Source organism: Chryseobacterium sp. Leaf404 (assembly GCF_001424145.1).
Taxonomy (GTDB): domain Bacteria; phylum Bacteroidota; class Bacteroidia; order Flavobacteriales; family Weeksellaceae; genus Chryseobacterium.
In genome coordinates this window covers 37398-55373 of the sequence record NZ_LMQM01000003.1, presented here as the reverse complement: position 1 = coordinate 55373, position 17976 = coordinate 37398, and the positions used below count along the sequence as shown (strand labels likewise).

At 37.7% G+C, this 17976-nt stretch carries 15 protein-coding genes; 10 read left to right on the top strand and 5 right to left on the bottom strand.

Annotated elements, in window-relative coordinates; translation table 11 throughout:
- Positions 1-8: 8 nt before the first annotated feature.
- Positions 9-920, bottom strand: coding sequence for an AraC family transcriptional regulator (locus tag ASG31_RS04470; RefSeq protein ID WP_056028530.1), 912 nt, complete (start codon positions 918-920; stop codon positions 9-11).
- Positions 921-1043: 123 nt separating this feature from the next.
- Between ASG31_RS04470 and ASG31_RS04465 the strand changes: the two genes are divergently transcribed.
- Entirely contained in the window at positions 1044-1814 is a 771-nt protein-coding gene (locus ASG31_RS04465) for an SDR family NAD(P)-dependent oxidoreductase (protein ID WP_056028527.1), read from the top strand.
- A gap of 212 nt (positions 1815-2026) precedes the next feature.
- Here the strand turns inward: ASG31_RS04465 and ASG31_RS04460 are convergent, their stop codons facing one another.
- The 4 genes from ASG31_RS04460 to ASG31_RS04445 all read right to left on the bottom strand — a co-directional run bounded on the left by ASG31_RS04460 (position 2027) and on the right by ASG31_RS04445 (position 5437).
- Positions 2027-2638 (bottom strand): TetR/AcrR family transcriptional regulator, encoded by a 612-nt coding sequence (locus tag ASG31_RS04460; RefSeq protein WP_056028524.1) that lies wholly within the window; start codon positions 2636-2638, stop codon positions 2027-2029.
- A 105-nt stretch (positions 2639-2743) separates the two neighbouring features.
- Positions 2744-3088 carry a winged helix-turn-helix transcriptional regulator gene (locus tag ASG31_RS04455; RefSeq protein ID WP_056028521.1) on the bottom strand — a complete coding sequence of 115 codons (345 nt, stop codon included), beginning with the start codon at positions 3086-3088 and terminating at the stop codon, positions 2744-2746.
- A gap of 38 nt (positions 3089-3126) precedes the next feature.
- Complete coding sequence (locus tag ASG31_RS04450; RefSeq protein ID WP_056028518.1) at positions 3127-4146, bottom strand: LLM class flavin-dependent oxidoreductase; 1020 nt, start codon at positions 4144-4146, stop codon at positions 3127-3129.
- 163 nt (positions 4147-4309) lie between these two features.
- Positions 4310-5437, bottom strand: a complete 1128-nt coding sequence (locus ASG31_RS04445) for an NtaA/DmoA family FMN-dependent monooxygenase (protein ID WP_056028515.1) — start codon at positions 5435-5437, stop codon at positions 4310-4312.
- Between the two features lie 747 nt (positions 5438-6184).
- On the opposite strand from ASG31_RS04445, the gene ASG31_RS04440 reads away from it, so the two are divergent.
- The 9 genes from ASG31_RS04440 (at position 6185) to ASG31_RS04400 (ending at position 17965) form a co-directional block, all read left to right on the top strand.
- Positions 6185-6931 carry an NADPH-dependent F420 reductase gene (locus ASG31_RS04440; RefSeq protein ID WP_056028512.1) on the top strand — a complete coding sequence of 249 codons (747 nt, stop codon included), beginning with the start codon at positions 6185-6187 and terminating at the stop codon, positions 6929-6931.
- Positions 6932-7030: 99 nt separating this feature from the next.
- Positions 7031-7786, top strand: coding sequence for an NADPH-dependent F420 reductase (locus tag ASG31_RS04435; RefSeq protein ID WP_056028509.1), 756 nt, complete (start codon positions 7031-7033; stop codon positions 7784-7786).
- A gap of 117 nt (positions 7787-7903) precedes the next feature.
- Complete coding sequence (locus tag ASG31_RS04430; protein ID WP_056028506.1) at positions 7904-9166, top strand: NAD(P)/FAD-dependent oxidoreductase; 1263 nt, start codon at positions 7904-7906, stop codon at positions 9164-9166.
- A 93-nt stretch (positions 9167-9259) separates the two neighbouring features.
- Complete coding sequence (locus ASG31_RS04425; protein WP_082504464.1) at positions 9260-10159, top strand: helix-turn-helix domain-containing protein; 900 nt, start codon at positions 9260-9262, stop codon at positions 10157-10159.
- Between the two features lie 157 nt (positions 10160-10316).
- Positions 10317-11495, top strand: coding sequence for an efflux RND transporter periplasmic adaptor subunit (locus ASG31_RS04420; RefSeq protein WP_056028500.1), 1179 nt, complete (start codon positions 10317-10319; stop codon positions 11493-11495).
- A 33-nt stretch (positions 11496-11528) separates the two neighbouring features.
- A complete protein-coding gene (locus ASG31_RS04415; RefSeq protein WP_056028496.1) occupies positions 11529-14702 on the top strand; it encodes an efflux RND transporter permease subunit in 3174 nt (1057 codons plus the stop codon).
- A 79-nt stretch (positions 14703-14781) separates the two neighbouring features.
- Positions 14782-16221 (top strand): efflux transporter outer membrane subunit, encoded by a 1440-nt coding sequence (locus ASG31_RS04410; RefSeq protein WP_056028493.1) that lies wholly within the window; start codon positions 14782-14784, stop codon positions 16219-16221.
- Between the two features lie 132 nt (positions 16222-16353).
- Positions 16354-16944 carry a TetR/AcrR family transcriptional regulator gene (locus tag ASG31_RS04405; RefSeq protein WP_056028490.1) on the top strand — a complete coding sequence of 197 codons (591 nt, stop codon included), beginning with the start codon at positions 16354-16356 and terminating at the stop codon, positions 16942-16944.
- Positions 16945-17146: 202 nt separating this feature from the next.
- Entirely contained in the window at positions 17147-17965 is an 819-nt protein-coding gene (locus tag ASG31_RS04400) for an SDR family NAD(P)-dependent oxidoreductase (protein ID WP_056028487.1), read from the top strand.
- Positions 17966-17976: the final 11 nt, after the last annotated feature.

Here is a 17976-nt window from a genome sequence, read left to right as displayed (position 1 = left end):
GAACTATTTTAAAGATCTGCAGTTATTGTGCTATCTTTAGTGAAAAGACTATTTCGAAATTTCAATGGGCTTAAACAAGTATGTTTTTTGAAAAAACGGATAAAAGTGGTCGCATCCGGAAAATTGAAAATTTCTGCAATCTCGGATATATTATAATCGGTATGCTTTAAAAATATTTTCACTTTAAAAGTAATATATTCGTGAATGACGGTCAAAGCACTCTTTGTTGTTTTCCGTTTAATGACTTCGTTTAAATATGCCGGCGAGATGTTTAGTTTATCTGCATAAAATTTAACTTCCTTTGAAACCAAGTGATTTTCAGCAAGCAAAGCGGTAAATTTTTCAAAAATTTCCTTTCCGCCTGATATTTTTTTTTCTTCTTTTTCAGGATGGGAAGAAATGATATTGCAAATTTCATAGATAAAAGCAGTAAGTAAACTTTCTAAAATATGCTTGGCAAAATTACCGGTATCTTTATTCAGGGACATAATCTTATTGATATACCAGATTATTTTCTTTTGCTCTTTCTTATTTAAGTCAATTAAGTTAGGGAAATCAGTTCTGAAAAAAGGGAGTGACGCTATCTTGTGTTGATAAAGCATAAAATTGCGAAGTATGAAACTCTGGTCTACCAAGATATGTACGGCGGTAAATCCTTCAGATGCTTCTACTTGATGAACTTCACCAGGTCTTAAAAGAAACAATTTTCCTGCTCCGAAAATATAGGTTTCCAGATCGTTTTTAACCTTACAAGTTTCTTTAAAACAATAAGAAATTCCGTAAAAATTGGCTATGTGTGGCGTTGCTACCAATTCGGCAATAACCTCATTTAGTACGAAAATTCCGGTTTGGAAAGAATTGATGCTTTCGTTATGTTGAAGGAGCTCATTAAAATCGGTAATGATGATGTTTTTATGCATTTTTTGCTACAATAAGAATTTCTCAAAGTTACGAAATTGCCAATTATTGCCTTAAAATTGCCTATTGAATTTGATGTTTTTCGACCTAATATTGTGTCATTAATAGTTAATTAAATAATTAAAATGGCAAGATTAGAAAACAAAGTCGCAATAATTACAGGCGCAGCAGGAGGTATGGGTTTATCGACTGCAAAATTATTTTTTCAGGAAGGTGCTAAGGTTGTTATGACCGACGTACAGGAAGATCTCTTGACAAAAGAAGCGAATGCTATAAGTGAAGGGAATAATGTTCTTCCCATTGTGCTGGATGTCAGTTCTTCCGAAAATTGGAAGCAAGTGGTTGAAAAAACGATGGAGACTTATGGAAAAATAGATATTCTGGTTAATAACGCAGGAATACACATCGCAAAAGGCATTCTTGAAGCAGATATTAGCGATTGGGATAAGGTGATGAGCATCAATACAACAGGTGTTTTTTTAGGAATGAAAGAAGTTATTCCCCATATGCAAAATAATGGTGGAGGTTCTATCGTCAATATCTCGTCTATAGGTGCTTTTGCAGGTGGAGACCATTCTGATGCTGGAGGAGCTGCCTATAGCGCTTCCAAAGGAGCTGTCCGTTCGTTATCCAAGCACGTTGCCAAGTATTTCGGTAAAGATAATATCCGGGTAAACTCAATCCACCCCGGTCCTATATATACCCCGATCATGGAAAAAGTGGGAATTACAATTGAAGCATCTAAAGAGACGCATAAAAATGTTGTAGTTCTTCCGCAGATAGTTGGAGGACCGGAAGATATCGGATATGGCGTATTATACCTTGCTTCTGATGAATCAAAGTTCGTTACTGGAGAGGAACTGATTATTGATGGTGGAATAGTAGCTACAAGATAAATTATAAAAGGCGAAATACTTTTTTAAAGATTTTGTGTTCAAAATGAATGTTAGTTAACTACCTTCAGAATATGATGCAGTAATAATTAGAGAACTTATTCAAGGAAAAGCCGATTTGAAAAAGTATTTCAAGTTGGCTTTTTTTTATTTGCAAATCCAAAAAATCATATTATGATTTCTGCTTCTAGACATGATAAAGATACAGTGCATCTTTAACTCTTTTCTAATAAGAGTACAAGATGCTCATATCCATGTGTTGTAAGTTCCAGATCACTTTTATTTATAAAATTAGGCGTTTGAACTTTGTAAAAAACCGTACATATACCATGTATAGATGCCAAAAACATAAATAAGAAGTATTCGGCATTCATATCCTTGAATCTACCTGATTTTTGACATTCAATCACAAGAGCAAGTAATTTTTCAGTAGTATCTTTAACAATCTGAAAATCTTTTTGTGGAAGCGGATTTGGGGAGGACTCATCTGTCAAGAACATCAATTTATAATATTCCTTATTATTTTTTGCGAAATTGATAAATGTTCTGCCCGATTCCTTTAGCCGATCGAATGGCTCTTCAATGTTCTCTAGGAATTGTAGCTGTTTTTCCAAAAGCCTAAATCCCTCTTTAAGTAATTCATGAAATACCTCACCCTTATCTTTAAAATGTAAATAAATCACACCTGTGCTATATTCTATGTCAATTGCAATATTTCGTATAGTGGTATTCTCATAGCCTTTCTCAAGAAATATTTTTCGTGCTGACTCAAGAATACGTTCACGCATTTCTTTTTTTTCTCTCTGCTTTCTATCGATAATACCCATCTTTCTTGTTTAAAATTTGAAACGGTTATCAATTAATCATTTCCCTGACTTTTTTTAGTCGACTGAAAATCGAACAGCCATATAACAATCAAAGTTGTAAAAGTGTTATTCTGTCACTTTCCTCTTATGATTAACGCCCCAATCTTTAAGTGCATAAATAAGTGGCGTCAAAGTGTCTGCATAAGGCTCGAGTTTGTACGAGATCTTGATAGGGTATTCATCAATAACAATCCTTTTCAATAGTTTGTGCTGTTCCAGATCTTTAAGTTCTTTTGCCAGAACTTTGGGGGTAATTCCGGGAATACTTTCCTGAATGTCCGTAAACCGGTCATTGCCAACACCTACTGAAATGATGATGGGGATCTTCCACTTACCATTGATCACGTCTAAGGTATCCCTTACTGGCTTGATGGTATCCAGACAGTCACAGTGAATTTTTTTTTGTGCCATTTTTTTGTTTTTATAGATTGATTTAATCTTAAGTCGGTCTAGCCGGAAGTTTCGACCGCATTGATCTCTTCCATTACTTCGGCGAAGAGTTTTGCAGACTTTATTCGATCAGTAATATCGTAAATTGTAGATACCACTATAAGTTCATCAACCTGAGTTTCTTCCAAAAAAGCTTTCGCCTGTTCTTTTACGGTTTCTTTAGTGCCCACAAAGGAGTATTTCAGCATCTGATGCAAACTGGGATGATGAAAAATGTCTTTCAGTTCATCGGTCATTTCTGTAGGTGGATGCAAAGGCTGGGAATTTCCGGTCAAAACTCCATAAAACATTCTGATCAGTGAAGTGAATAGTTTTTGTGCATCTTCATCAGTATCTGCCACAATGACATTAATACCGGCAATCGTGTAGGGCTTTTCCAGCATTTCGGAAGGTTGAAATTCTTCACGGTAGATTTTTAACGCGTGCATCAAATGATTGGTAGCAAAATGGCTTGCAAATGCATACGGCAACCCTTTTTCAGCTGCTAAGTGTGCACTGTCAGTGCTGGATCCCAAGATGTAGATCGGTACGTTGGTATCTTCCGCTATTGGTGCTCTTACGTTCCCTTTGCTGTTTGAGATGGAAAAATAATTTTCGATTTTCTCAATTTCTTGAGGGAAAGAGTGTGCAGCTTTCATAAAGTCGGATCGGATAGCCTGTGCCGTCAGTGTATCAGTGCCTGGCGCTCTTCCCAGGCCCAGATCTATTCGGTTGGGATAAAGGTGTGCGAGAGTTCCAAACTGTTCCGCTATAATTAAAGGAGAGTGATTAGGCAGCATAATTCCCCCGGATCCGACCCTTATTTTAGTTGTGTTTTCAGCTACATAACCAATTAATATTGAAGTTGCGCTGCTGCCTACCGAAGCCGAGTTGTGATGTTCCGCAAACCAATATCTTTTATAATTATTTGCTTCTGCCACTTTAGCCAATTCCAGTGAATGGTGTAATGTCTCTCTGAAAGTGCTGCCTTCTGATACGATGGCCAGTTCTAAAATGGAGTGAGCGATATGTTTTTTCATTTTTTCGGAATTTTGATTTGTTAAATAACATTAATAATACTTCTTCTGTTACCCAACAAATCAATGCAAAGTTATAAATTGAAACTTTATTATTGATAGTAATTAACGAAAAGATAGTGGATAGCTCTGCTATAAATTAATGTTGAAAGAATATGTTTCTTGTTTAAAAATTTGTTCTGAACGATGGTTTTGGAAGCTCAAGGTTTCCCCGAAGTGTTTTTTCTTCATAATCAGTATGGAAAATTCCTCGTTCCTGTAAAATAGGAACTACCAATTCGATAAAATCTCTGAGTCCGTACGGATGATCCTGTTTAATCATCAGCATATCCATAATTCCCATTTTGTACCAATTTTGAATTTCATCAGCAACTCTTTCGGCAGATCCTAAAAACAGCGGTGGTGGAATTCTTTGATAAGGATTCAGTGCAGCCAGCTCCATATATTTTTGATGAGCTTCAGCATCCGTTCTTCCCACGATTGGATTTTGCGAAGTTGCTATGACAAATGTATCAGGATCTCTATTCTTCTCATCCAATTTTTTTCTCAGTGCCATTGCGGTATATTGTATTTCTTCCAACGAGAATCCTCCTATGAAGGCACCATCGGTGTAAGTGGTTGCAATGTCAACAAATGTTGGCGAACTTCCCGCAGTATACAGAACAGGTCTTCCCTGGATGGATCGACTTAGATTTAATGGTCCTTCGACGGAAAAATATTGACCCCTGTAATTTGTCAAATGCATTTTTTGAGGGTTCAGATAAATTCCATTTTCTTTATCTCTTACGAATGCATCGTCCTCATAGGTATCCCACAGATCGCGAATGATTTCTAAAAACTCTCTGTGCATAGGGTACTGATCTGATCTCGATAGATGACCCCGACTGAAATTGACCATTCCACCCGGATTGGAAGTAATGGCATTCAACGACGCTCTACCTTTGCTTATTTTATCTAAAGACAATGCTTGTCTTGCAATATTATAGGGATCGGTATAAGAACTCGAGGCCGTGAATGCAAGTCCTATATTTTTGGTCACCATCGCTAAAGCTGACATTATGGAAACGCCTTCGAACATACTCAGATAATGCGGGATATTTCCTGGACCAACGTGGCTTACATCAATTAGGAATAAACTTTCAAATTTTGCATGTTCTGCAAGTTTAGCCTGTTGAACGTAATAGTCTATATTTTCGCTGGCGTCTGCCGGCATTTCCGGATGCTGCCAGGCAGTATGATTCCAGCCTGTACCTTCGATAATGGCGGCAAGTTTTAATTTTTTTCTCTGATTCATTTTAATGATGTATTTAACAAGTACTACTTTACTAGTTTTCAGATATCACATCAAGCCAAAAACTTTTAAGTGAACATTCTCGCATGTAAAATTATAATAAAAATACTTACAAAAAGATAGTAGTTACCTAAAGGAAAGTAATTTTAAAGTTGCTGTTTCAACTTCAACGGTAAAAAAAATTGTTCATCATAAAATTCCCTCACGATTCCCTTACCAGATAATTAATGGTAGGTATTACCAGTCTAAGAATTTATGGTCTCTCGAATTTTATTTCAAATAAGCTGGCCAGATTATTCAACTTCTTTGTTATAAGTAATTATAAAAAAACGCTTTCCTTTAGGAAAGTGCTATTAAAAAGAAAGTGTAATTTCCATAAATTTGTCTAGTTATTTTGTAAATTTTGAACTAAAGGATTACAAATACTGTGGTAGATTTCTGATTGATAGGTTAATTATTTTTAGTTTTATAAAAAACTTTAAAGCCATCGATATTAAATAATAGGTTTATAGTTTGACGAACGGTCAATTTTCGAATGTTCTTTTTTGACGAATTTCTGAATCTTTCTGACCTTTAAGTCTGACTAATTTGTTGATAATTTTGCACTCGACATATTAAACTTTATGAACAATTTTAGGAGAACGTGGAATATAGTGTCTACTTTGAATTGAAGGTTGAAGCTACAATGTCAGATTTCTAAGGGACATGCAATGGAATAATTAAATAAAATCAAACTTAAAATATTAACATATGAATATAGGAATAATCGGTGTCGGCCTTATTGGCAAAACATTAGCTTTAAAATTATCAGAAAGAGGTCATAATGTGACCGTAGCAAATTCATCCGGACCGAAAAATATTGCAAAGGACGTTCTCGCCAATGGAGCGACGGCAGCCACTATCCAGGAAGCTGTTGATAATAAAGATGTTATCATTATATCTATACCGTTAAGCCGTATACCCTCTATAGCATCAATGTTTTCCGGTGTCTCGGAAGCAACCACCATTATAGATACCTCTAATTATTACCCTGCTCGTGATGGAAACATTGACAGCATTGAACGTGGGCAGGTAGAAAGTTTATGGGTGAAAGAGCAGTTGGGACATCCCTTTGCTAAAGCTTGGAATGCAATTGGGGCTTACTCTTTTGCCAACAATGGCAAACCTTCTGGAACTCCTCAGCGTATTGCAATTCCGTTATCTGCAGATAGGGATATAGATCGAGAGGTTGCAATCAAATTGATCGATGAAACAGGATTTGATGCATTTGATGCTGGCTCTCTGTCTGATTCTTGGAGACAGCAGCCTGGATCTCCGGTATACTGTACAGATTTAACACAAAAGGAAATAGAATCCTTGATTGATACAGCAGAAAAGGAGCGCTTACCAAAACGAAGAGATTTAGCTATCCAGGCTATTACGGAACGATTGGGTGGGATTTCCAAAGATCTAGATCCAGAGTATCTTCTTCGTATCAATCGTGCATTGTATATATAATCTAGAAAATAAATGTAGATTTTGCATTTAGATTATTTCTGGATCTAAAGGCTGTATTTGTGTTTAGAATAAAATAGTAAGACATAGTAGTAATAACTTATGAAAATAGGAATAATTGGTACTGGCGCAATAGGCGGTACCATAGCAAAGAAAATGGCATTGGCCGGTCACAGTGTGAAAATCAATAATTCGGACGATGTCGAAAAATTAAATGCCCGTGCTGAGGAGTTAGGTGTGACTGCTTCAAATCAGGAAGATGTTGTAAAGGATGTAGATGTCATTATTTTGTCTTTGCCAACGATAGCGATTCCAGCTTTACCCGAAAATTTGTTTGCAGAGGTTCCGGAAAATGTAATTGTTGTCGACACTTCCAACTATTATCCGTTCCGTGATGCTGATATTGAAGAGATAAAAAACGGAAAAGTAGAAAGTGTCTGGGTGTCTGAACAATTGGGAAGACCAGTGATCAAAGCCTTCAACAACTTGCTGGCAGAAACACTTATCAGTGGCGGCAAAAATCCAGATGCAGAAGACAGAATTGCTATGGCTGTAGCCGGAGATGATGCCGAAGCAAAAAAAATTATTGCAGGATTAGTTAATGATGCCGGTTATGATGTCGTTGATTCAGGCAATCTTTCAGAATCCTGGAGACACCAGCCTGGAACGCCAGCTTACTGTACAGAATTAGATGCAGAAGAGCTAAAACAAGCATTAGCGGATGGCGTAAAAGAAGAGGCGCCTGTTAAAAGAGATAAAGCTATTGCTGAACTTTCGGCAATGTCAAGTTATCCGTCTCATCCCGATGTTGTTAAATTCAACAGAGCATTATTTGAAAAAAATCCGAAGACAAAATAATTGTAAATATCAGTTACAAGATTCCTCCTTATAAATTGTGAAGGGATTTTGTTTTTATGTGTCTTATGATAAAAAGATGAAATGATAGTAGGAGGTTTTTATTAATAAATTTTTAAAATGAAACAAGTTGTTATAGTGGGAGGAGGCTTTGCGGGAATTAAATTAGCAAAGAAACTTTCAAAATCAAAACATCATCAGGTAACAATAGTGGATCAAAATAATTATCATTTCTTTCCACCATTACTTTATCAGGTGGCAACGGCATTCATTGAACAGTCAAACATAAGCTATCCATTTCGGAAATTATTTCAAAACACAACTATAAATTTTTATATGGGAAAGCTTTTGGAAGTCTTTCCTGAGGAGAAAAAAGTTTTGACCGATAATGGAGAAATCAAATATGATATTCTTGTGTTGGCAATGGGGACCGAAACTAATTTCTTTGGTAATAATGAGATAAAAAATCATGCATTTCCAATGAAAAGTATTGATGATGCATTGTCAATGCGAAATCATATTCTAATGCAGTTGGAAGAAGCAACAAGATCATCTCTTCCGGAAGATAGAACAACACTTTCTAATATTGTTATAGCAGGAGGTGGCCCTACAGGTGTTGAACTAGCAGGTATGATGGCAGAGATGGGTAGTAATGTATTTAAAAAGGACTATCCCAATTTTGATTTTAACTACGGAAAGGTTTACCTGGTTGATGCACTTAGTACTTTGCTCGCACCAATGAGCAATAAGAGTCAGAGTGAAGCCTTACAGGTTTTGAAAAAGCTTGGGGTTGAAGTATTATTAGGAAAGTTGGTACATGGTTATGATGGAAAGCAAGTGTCACTCTCTGATGGAACTCATATTCCAGCGGCTACTTTGATCTGGACATCGGGCGTTATTGCCAGAAAAGTTAAAGGGATTCCAGACAGTGCTTTGGGAAGGGGTGGCAGGATTTTAGTGGACGCTTTTAATAAAATAATCGAATCTGACAGTATCTACGCTATTGGAGACCAGTGTCTGCAAACAAGTGACACCAACTTTAAAAACGGTCATCCTCAATTAGCTCAGGTGGCCATCCAGCAGGGCGATTTATTAGGTGAAAATTTTATATCGTTGGAAACAGGTGAATCATTGAAGGAATTTACTTATAATGATAAAGGTTCTATGGCAATTATCGCAAAATTCAAAGCAGTGGTAGATTTACCAGGAGGATTTTTTAAAGGCATCATTGCTTGGTTATTGTGGCTTTTTATCCATATTATTCCCATTGCAGGATTTCGTAATAAAACCAAACTGGTTTTTAGCTGGTTATGGAGTTTTATAACCAATGATCCAACTTTAAGATTAATTATCAGACCAGACAAAAAGATAAAAAATGACTAAACTGATGGATTAAACAAATAGATACTTTTAAGATAACAATTTTTCTATTTAATACACTAAATTACCTGCTACATTTATTATAAAAATCTTCTTATGAACACAACTGCTTTGCCTGTACCTCTTATATGTGAAATTATGGATTTTAAATCTATGAAATTGGTTGATACAAATATCAGTGCTTTTACAATCGATATAGATAATATCAGACAAAATGCACCAAGTAGAGCAGGTTGTTTTGGCATACTATTATTTAAACAGGGTAGAGTCAGAATTGTTATTGATAAGCAGTGCATAGATGTAGATCCCTCAAGTCTTTTACAAATATTACCCAATAATACAATAGAGTTCCGTGAAATGTCTCATGACACGATTATTGAATGCGTTCTTTTCTCTAACGCTTTTTTTGCAGATCTTAATTTGGAATGGGGGTCGCGTGAAGCTCTGGAGGTTCTTTCCAGCAGCTTTATTAAAATATTACCATTAAATGAGGAAAAGGTCTCCTCAATATCTTTTCATATAAGTAAAATCAAGATTTTGAATGCACAAAATCCAGATAGTGGCTTTTTTATTCCCCAGATGTTAAAACATTATTTTTCACTGATAATTTATGAAGTTTTTAATTTCAGGCAGGAAGGATCGTATAGCGATGATGACACTGTAAGTGTTAGAAAAGAAGATTTAGCAATCAAATTCACCAATTTGGTAGGAGCACATTATCATACACACAAAGACGTTCAGTATTACGCTGATCAACTCCATATATCCAGAACGCATTTGACAAGAACAGTAAAAGATGTTTTTCTTACAACACCTAAGAAAATTATCGAAGATAAGGTTATTTCGGAAGCGAAAAATCTTTTATTTAAAAATGATAACACAATCAATCACGTGATGTCTCATCTGAATTTTGAAGATCACACGACATTTACAAAATTCTTCAAAAAAAATACCGGGCAAACTCCGAGTTCTTACAGAAAAAGTCTTTTAGATTAAATTTTTTTCGATTTTATAATAAACTTTCAAGCATATACTGCTAAATAAGATGTTCATATTCAAGCTTGCGTGTTCTTTTTTGACGAATTTCTGATCCTTTCTGACCTTTAAGTCTGACTATTTTGTTGATAATTTTGCACTCGAAATATTTAAACTTATGAACAATTTTAGGAGAGTATCGATAATAGGATCTTGGCATATTTGCCTCGTATTGTTATTGTTGTCCTGTAAAAAAGATGAAACAACTCAGCAATTCCCACCAATGGAATTGGAAGTATCAACTGTTGAAAAAGGAAATGGACTTATATCAAAAGAATATCCGGCAAGCATAGAAGGGATAGCGGACGTCGAGATCCGTCCGCAAGTTTCAGGATATTTGCAAAAGATCCTGGTTGATGAGGGCTCTTATGTACGTGCCGGTCAGCCTCTTTTCAAAATAGAAGATAGAATATACGCAGAGCAGTACAATACTGCCAAAGCAGCCGTATCTGTTGCCAGAGCTAATCTAAGAACTGCAAAAATCGATCTTGACAGAAGAAAGGAACTTGTAAAAGAGAAAATAGTAGCCAACCTTCAGTTTCAGCAGGCAGAGGCAACCTATCAGGCCGCACAGGCATCTTTATCCCAAGCCGAAGCATCTGCACAGGCTGCTAGGATCAATTATGAATTCTGTACCATCAAGGCACCCGTAAGCGGATATCTAAGTCGTATCAACTATCGATTGGGCAGTCTTATCGGACCGTCAGGGGCTCAGCCAATTACCATTTTGTCGGACATCCATAAAGTCAATGTGTATTTTAGTATGAGCGAATCTGATTTTTTGAATTTCCAGGATGTCAATATTGGAAGCACCGTAGGAGAAAAAATGAAAAATTCCCCTCTGGTAGATCTTCAGATTGCTGATGGAAAAATCTACGGGAATAAAGGTAAGATCGATGCGGTAGAAGGTCAATTCAATTCCAATACCGGATCCATCACGCTGAGGGCAAGCTTTGAAAACCCCAATACTTTATTAAGAGCAGGAAATACAGGGAAGATCCTTATTAAGCAAAACTTTAATAATGTTGTTCTACTGCCAATAGCCTCTACTACTACTATACAAGATAAGATCTACTTCTTCTCACTTGATAAGAACAATAAGGCAGTGCAGAAATCTATAGAGATCGCAGGGAAAAGTGGCACCAACTATATGGTTACAGAGGGGATGAAACCTGGTGAACGGTACATTGTTTCAGGATTTGAACGGCTTCAGCCTGGAATCCCTGTAATACCAAAATCGTCTTCTGACAAGAAGGCTCCGCAAAAGAATACAACTGCAGCTAAACAAAATGGATAGCAGTATTTACAGCTATATTTAAATGATACTAAAATGCTAAAAACAATTATAAAGAGACCGGTACTTGCTACTGTTATTTCTGTCATACTGGTCATATTGGGACTTGTAGGGATGCAAAAATTACCGATCACGTCATTTCCCGAAATTGCACCTCCCAGTGTTGTGGTAACAGCAACGTACCCAGGCGCAAATTCGGAGGTTATCGCCCGTTCTGTTGCCCCTCCATTGGAAAATGCGATCAATGGAGTTGAGAATATGGACTATATAACCTCGACATCAAGTAGTGGTACCCTGATGGTAACCGTAGTATTCAAATTAGGAACGGATCCCGATCAGGCTGCGGTGAATGTTCAAAACAGAGTTTCTCAGGCCACAAGCCAGTTGCCAGCAGAAGTAAACCAGATCGGAGTGACCACGATGAAACGGCAGAACAGTATGCTGGCGCTCATTGCGTTATATGGCGATGACGGAAAAACAAATGATGTTTTTGTTGAAAATTATGCGAAGATCAATATCGTTCCTGAACTTAAACGTATAAAAGGAGTTGGTGATGCTATGGTTTTTGGAAACAAGGACTATTCTATGCGGGTATGGCTGGATCCTCAAAGAATGACCTCTTACAATATTACACCACAGGAAGTGATAACGGCTATCCAGACGCAGAATGTGGAAGCAGCGCCAGGGCGCTTTGGAGAAAGAAGTAAGGAAGCCCTGGATTATGTCATCCGTTACAAGGGTAAAAATACAGAACCGGCCCAGTATGAAAATATGATATTGAGAGCTGATAATGAAGGCAAAACTTTACGCCTAAAAGACATTGCAAAAGTTGAATTCAGTGCTTATGATTATGGTATAACCACGCTCATTGATAAAAAACCAGGTGTCGTGACGGCCTTATACCAAACAGCAGGCTCTAATGCCAATGAAATTGAAATTGCTGTTCAGAAAAGGATTAAAGAATTATCTGCATCTTTTCCTCCGGGTGTAAAGTACAAAGTGATATACAGTTCAAAAGAATCTCTTGATATGTCGATCGAACAGTTGGTCCATACACTGATAGAGGCTTTCATCTTGGTATTTATCGTTGTTTATCTGTTTCTTCAGGATTTCAGGTCAACTTTAATTCCTGCTATTGCCGTTCCTGTCTCCATCGTTGGTACATTCTTTTTTATGAGTGTACTTGGATTTTCCATCAATTTGCTTACTTTGTTTGCGCTGGTGTTGGCGATCGGTATTGTGGTAGATGACGCCATTGTCGTGGTAGAGGCTGTGCACGCAAAGATGGAACACAGAAAGCTTAATCCGAGGGCTGCGACGATGTCTGCAATGAGTGAAATAACAGGTGCCATATTCTCTATCACATTGGTAATGGCAGCGGTGTTTGTTCCCGTAGCTTTTATGGAAGGTTCAATTGGAATTTTCTATCAGCAGTTCGCTTTGACATTGGCGATAGCCATCATAATTTCTGCAGTCAATGCATTGACTTTAAGCCCGGCACTGTGCGCCATTTTCTTGAAGCAACACGACAGCCATGGCAGCCATCAGAAAAAACTATCGTTTAAAGACCGCTTCTTCGTGGGATTCAATGCGTCATTTGATAAGATGACCTTTAAATACGGCAAATCTGTTTTGTTCTTGTTGAAAAACAAATGGATTGCATTTGGAGGACTGGCTGTGGTGATTGGACTTTTTGCATGGATGTTCACCAATACTCCGACCGGTTTTATTCCTGATGAGGATCAGTCTTTTCTGATGGTGACAGTCACACTTCCTCCAGGAGCTACCAAGGAGCGGACTGCACAAGTTATTCAGCGTGCTGAAGAAAACCTTGTAAGAAACCCTGCTTTAGATAGTAAAGTCTCAGTCACAGGGCTGAATATGATGAACACCAGTATTTCATCATCCAGCGGGGTATTTTTCGTTAAGCTTAAGAAAATCAAAGAGAGAGGAAGCGTGCAGAATTTGAATCAGATTATAGCGGAAATGCAGGCGCAGCTAAATGGGATCAAAGAGGCTTCATTCTTTGTGCTTGGCGTACCGACAGTTCCCGGTTTTGGTAGTACCAGTGGGATGGAGATCGTGCTACAGGATCGTACTTCAGGTTCCTTTACAAAATTCAATGAAACATCTAACGCATTTATCGGAGCATTGATGCAGAGACCTGAGATAGCGATGGCATTTTCTACTTTTAATGCCGGATTTCCACAATATGAATTGGTCGTAGATGAGGTAAAAGCCAAACAGCTGGGCGTAAATGTTTCAGACCTGATGGGTGCAATGCAGGGCTATTATGGCAGTATGCAGGCCTCTGATTTTAACAGGTTTGGTAAATATTACCGTGTGCTTATCCAGTCATCTCCGGAATTCCGTGCAGATCCGGCTTCGATTAACGGGATCTTTATTAAAAATAATCTTGGAGAAATGGTTCCTGTTAATGCGCTAGCATCATTGAAGAAAACGCAGGGTCCGGATGTTGTAGATCATCACAACCTCTTCAATGCGATCAATATTACGGCATTGCCGGCTCCGGGTTACAGTACAGGACAAGCAATGGCCGCTTTAAAGGAAGTGAGTGCCCAATCTTTACCTACAGGATTTTCATATGATCTGAAAGGAATGAGTAGGGAAGAACAGACCTCAGGAGGTCAATCTGCGGTCATATTTACATTGTGTTTTATCTTCGTTTATTTTATCCTATCAGCACAGTATGAAAGTTACATCGTTCCTTTTGCTGTATTATTAGGTATACCAACAGGTTTGCTTGGTGTATTTGTAGGGGTATCCCTTGGTGACCTTACCAACAATATTTATGTGCAGGTAGCCCTTGTAATGCTGATCGGATTATTGGCGAAAAATGCTATTCTGATTGTTGAGTTCGCGATGCAGAGACGTAGATCAGGAAAAAGTCTGACAGCCTCTGCGGTAGAAGCTGCCAAGGCACGCCTTCGTCCTATATTAATGACATCACTGGCTTTTATAGCAGGCTTGTTACCATTGTTGTTTGCTTCCGGACCTTCTGCAATAGGAAATCACTCCATCGGTTACGCAGCAGTATTCGGAATGCTGTTCGGAACAGTTCTGGGAGTTTTTATCACACCGATCCTTTTTGTTGTTTTTAAATATCTGCAGGAGAAGATCAGCGGAGTTCCGCTAGAAGATAATGTCTGGGATTATGAACCGTCAAAACTAAAACATCAAGCACACTAAAAAATTAATTAACAATATCATTGTAGACTGAAAAACAGTGCATACTGTGAGGCGGTCTACAATGTAACAAAGTGAACTAATGAATTTTAACACAAGATTATACACCAATTTTGCAGCAGCAGGCATTCTACTAAGTTTTGCTTCTTGTAAAACGGTAAAGTATCAACAGCCCGCTACGGATCTGCCAGATAGTTTCCGGAACAATACACAAATTGAAGTGGTACAAGACTCTGCTTCAACAGGTATCGCAAAAATACCTTATCGTCAGTTTTTTACGGATCCTGTTTTGCTTTCACTTATCGAAAGCGGAGTAGCGAAGAATAACGATTTACAAGTTGCCATAAAACAGATCGAGATCACTTCCTTAAGCTACAAGCAATCTAAGTGGGGGAATGTTCCGACGGTTAATCTAAACATCGCCAACGCATCAATCAACCGTCCTTCCGATAATAGTCTTAATGGTTTAACGACAAGTCAATTTCTAGGTCAAAAGTATGTTGAGGATTATTCATCAACGGTGACGATAGGTTGGGAGGCTGACATATGGGGTAAAATAAGCGGTAGAAAAGAAGCCTCATTAGCAAGCTATCTGCAGACCCAGGAAGCGGCGAAGGCAGTGCAAACAAGATTGATCTCACAAATTGCCCAAGGTTATTATAACCTGTTGATGCTTGATAACCAATTGGATATCACTCATAAAAATTTAGAATTGGTTGACAAGACATTGAAAATGATCACCAAGCAGCAGGAACTTGGGATTACTACGAGTTTATCGGTAGAGCAACAGGAAAATTCCAGAGATCAAATTTTGGTGACTATTCCAATGATCGAACAGTCGATCACTATTCAGGAAAATGCTTTAAGCATATTAACTGGTAAAATGCCTGCGGAAATTATGAGGACCTCAAAGTTAAGCGAAATGACCACACCGGCTTATCAGTCTGTTGGAATTCCATCTGAAATGCTAAGTTACAGACCAGATGTTAAAAGCAGCGAATTAGCAGTCAGGAGAGCGTTTTATAATGTTAAAGTATCAAAAGCAAATATGTATCCTGCGTTAAATATAACAGCGCAGGGCGGATTAAACGCTTTTAATTTCAAAAACTGGTTTGAAATTCCAGGGTCTTTATTTGGAACAGCGTTAGGTTCTCTTACTCAGCCTTTGCTTAATGGTAAACAACTTAAAACCCAATATGAGCAATCAAAATTAGCAATGGAACAATCTGAACTAAACTTCAAACAATCCCTTCTGAATGCAGTGGGAGAAGTTTCCAATGCTCTGGCAAACATTGAATCCGCAGATAAGAGGGAGGTCATTACTAAAGATCTCGTCATACGTTCCGATAAAGCAGTGACTACATCTACCAAATTGTTCCAGCAGGATATGGCAACTTACCTGGATGTAATTGTAGCACAGAACAATAAACTTCAGGCAGAGCTAGGCCTTGCAAATATCAAACAGCAAAAGCTAAATTCTGTTGTAGATCTTTACCGCGCACTGGGAGGTGGTTGGCAATAATACCGTATTATTAGAGACAATCAGGTTATCATTTTGAGCTATTGTCATTAACAAAAGCTGTTAAGCTTGTTTTTTCTTAACTATAGTTGGCAAAGAACACTTTTTTTTGCCAACTATTTAAAACGAATAGTAATGATCGATACAGAAACAAAAATAAAAAATGCAGCAACTGATCTTCTGCTCAAAGACGGGAATTTTGGGCTGTCAATGGCTGATATTGCGGAGAAGTCTGAAGTAAGCCGTACCGTTATCAATTATTATTTCAGATCAAAAGAAAATCTGCTTTCAATTGTTGATAAAGAGATCATCAGTAATATTGTAGTCCCAAAATACAGTGTTTTGCTTGCCGAAGATCCTTTGCTTTGTAAAATCGATAAATATATCAACCAATCAGAAGTGACATCAAAATTATTTCCTTTTTTAGATGTTTATATTATGTCTCAGTACGAAAACAACTTAATTTTTCAGGATTATTTTAAATCTATTGCAGGTACTTACAAAGATTTTCTTTCGCAGATTCAACTGTGTATTGAAGAAAGAAAACTGAATTACCTTACACCGGATTGTTTTTTAGCAGATTTGTTTACCTTAACAAATTGCTCATTTATCTATTCCAAATTTTTTACTTCAAACCATCATCCTTTAGATAAAACAGTCAAGACAGATACGGAACAAAACAGAAAAAAGAACATTTTAAAATATTTCTTCACCAATAAGATCTGAATATTCTTTGCGCTAAGACCTATTAAACACTTCAGGTTGTTGTGTGAAAAATAATTTTACTGATATGCTTTACACCAGTCAAAAACATAGCGATAAGAAGAAAGACCATCGTAAAAACGTTTCATTATTGCCTACTTTTGTATCACAATCGCAGGTATTAATTGACGGAACTTTGTCCATATCAAATATTTAAAATAATATAATGGCAAAAACAATTTTTATAACAGGGGCATCAAGAGGATTCGGAAGAATCTGGGCTGAAGCATTTTTAAGACGCGGCGATAATGTAGTTGCTACTGTCCGTACTCCGGATACATTAGCAGAATTAAATCAAGAATTTTCTTCCAGTCTTCTGGTTCTAAAACTTGATGTGACGGACAGAATTGGAAGTTTTGAAGCAATCGAAACTGCAAAAAACCACTTTGGTGGTATCGATGTATTAATTAACAATGCAGGTTTCGGCCACGTCGGAGCTGTAGAAGAACTTACCGAGGAAGATGTAAGAGCTCAGTTTGAAACCAACGTGTTAGGATCATTATGGACGATTCAGGCAGTACTGCCTGTAATGCGCGAGCAAAATTCGGGGCATATCATTCAACTTTCGAGCGCATTGGGATTGAACACAGTTACTTTCATGGGATTGTATAGTGCAACCAAATTCGCAGTCGAAGGACTTACCGAGACATTGACTGCCGAAGTAGCCGGATTTGGAATCAAGGTCACTCTTCTGCAACCCGGGCCTTACGACACTGACTTCAATGGCAAGCAGTCGTTGGCTGTAAGTGAACCTATCCCGGTTTATGATGACATGAAGAACGTTTTCTGGGAACATGCTCAGGCAGGAGATTCAGGGAATCCGGAAGCTACGGTTAATGCGCTGTTTGCCTTGGTTGATGCTGAAAATCCTCCATCACGATTAATTCTCGGTAAGATTGCTTTGCCATGGGTGAAACAAACCTATGAACAACGCCTGAATACATGGGAATCCTGGCAGGATGTTTCCATAGCAGCACACGGTTGAGAGAGTTTAAT

Coding starts and splice junctions, on each gene's coding strand:
- ASG31_RS04420 (WP_056028500.1), top strand. CDS start 10,317: ATGAACAATTTTAGGAGAGTATCGATAATAGGATCTTGGCATATTTGC.
- ASG31_RS04425 (WP_082504464.1), top strand. CDS start 9,260: ATGAACACAACTGCTTTGCCTGTACCTCTTATATGTGAAATTATGGAT.
- ASG31_RS04405 (WP_056028490.1), top strand. CDS start 16,354: ATGATCGATACAGAAACAAAAATAAAAAATGCAGCAACTGATCTTCTG.
- ASG31_RS04415 (WP_056028496.1), top strand. CDS start 11,529: ATGCTAAAAACAATTATAAAGAGACCGGTACTTGCTACTGTTATTTCT.
- ASG31_RS04470 (WP_056028530.1), bottom strand. CDS start 920: ATGCATAAAAACATCATCATTACCGATTTTAATGAGCTCCTTCAACAT.
- ASG31_RS04435 (WP_056028509.1), top strand. CDS start 7,031: ATGAAAATAGGAATAATTGGTACTGGCGCAATAGGCGGTACCATAGCA.
- ASG31_RS04465 (WP_056028527.1), top strand. CDS start 1,044: ATGGCAAGATTAGAAAACAAAGTCGCAATAATTACAGGCGCAGCAGGA.
- ASG31_RS04445 (WP_056028515.1), bottom strand. CDS start 5,437: ATGAATCAGAGAAAAAAATTAAAACTTGCCGCCATTATCGAAGGTACA.
- ASG31_RS04400 (WP_056028487.1), top strand. CDS start 17,147: ATGGCAAAAACAATTTTTATAACAGGGGCATCAAGAGGATTCGGAAGA.
- ASG31_RS04450 (WP_056028518.1), bottom strand. CDS start 4,146: ATGAAAAAACATATCGCTCACTCCATTTTAGAACTGGCCATCGTATCA.
- ASG31_RS04455 (WP_056028521.1), bottom strand. CDS start 3,088: ATGGCACAAAAAAAAATTCACTGTGACTGTCTGGATACCATCAAGCCA.
- ASG31_RS04410 (WP_056028493.1), top strand. CDS start 14,782: ATGAATTTTAACACAAGATTATACACCAATTTTGCAGCAGCAGGCATT.
- ASG31_RS04440 (WP_056028512.1), top strand. CDS start 6,185: ATGAATATAGGAATAATCGGTGTCGGCCTTATTGGCAAAACATTAGCT.
- ASG31_RS04430 (WP_056028506.1), top strand. CDS start 7,904: ATGAAACAAGTTGTTATAGTGGGAGGAGGCTTTGCGGGAATTAAATTA.
- ASG31_RS04460 (WP_056028524.1), bottom strand. CDS start 2,638: ATGGGTATTATCGATAGAAAGCAGAGAGAAAAAAAAGAAATGCGTGAA.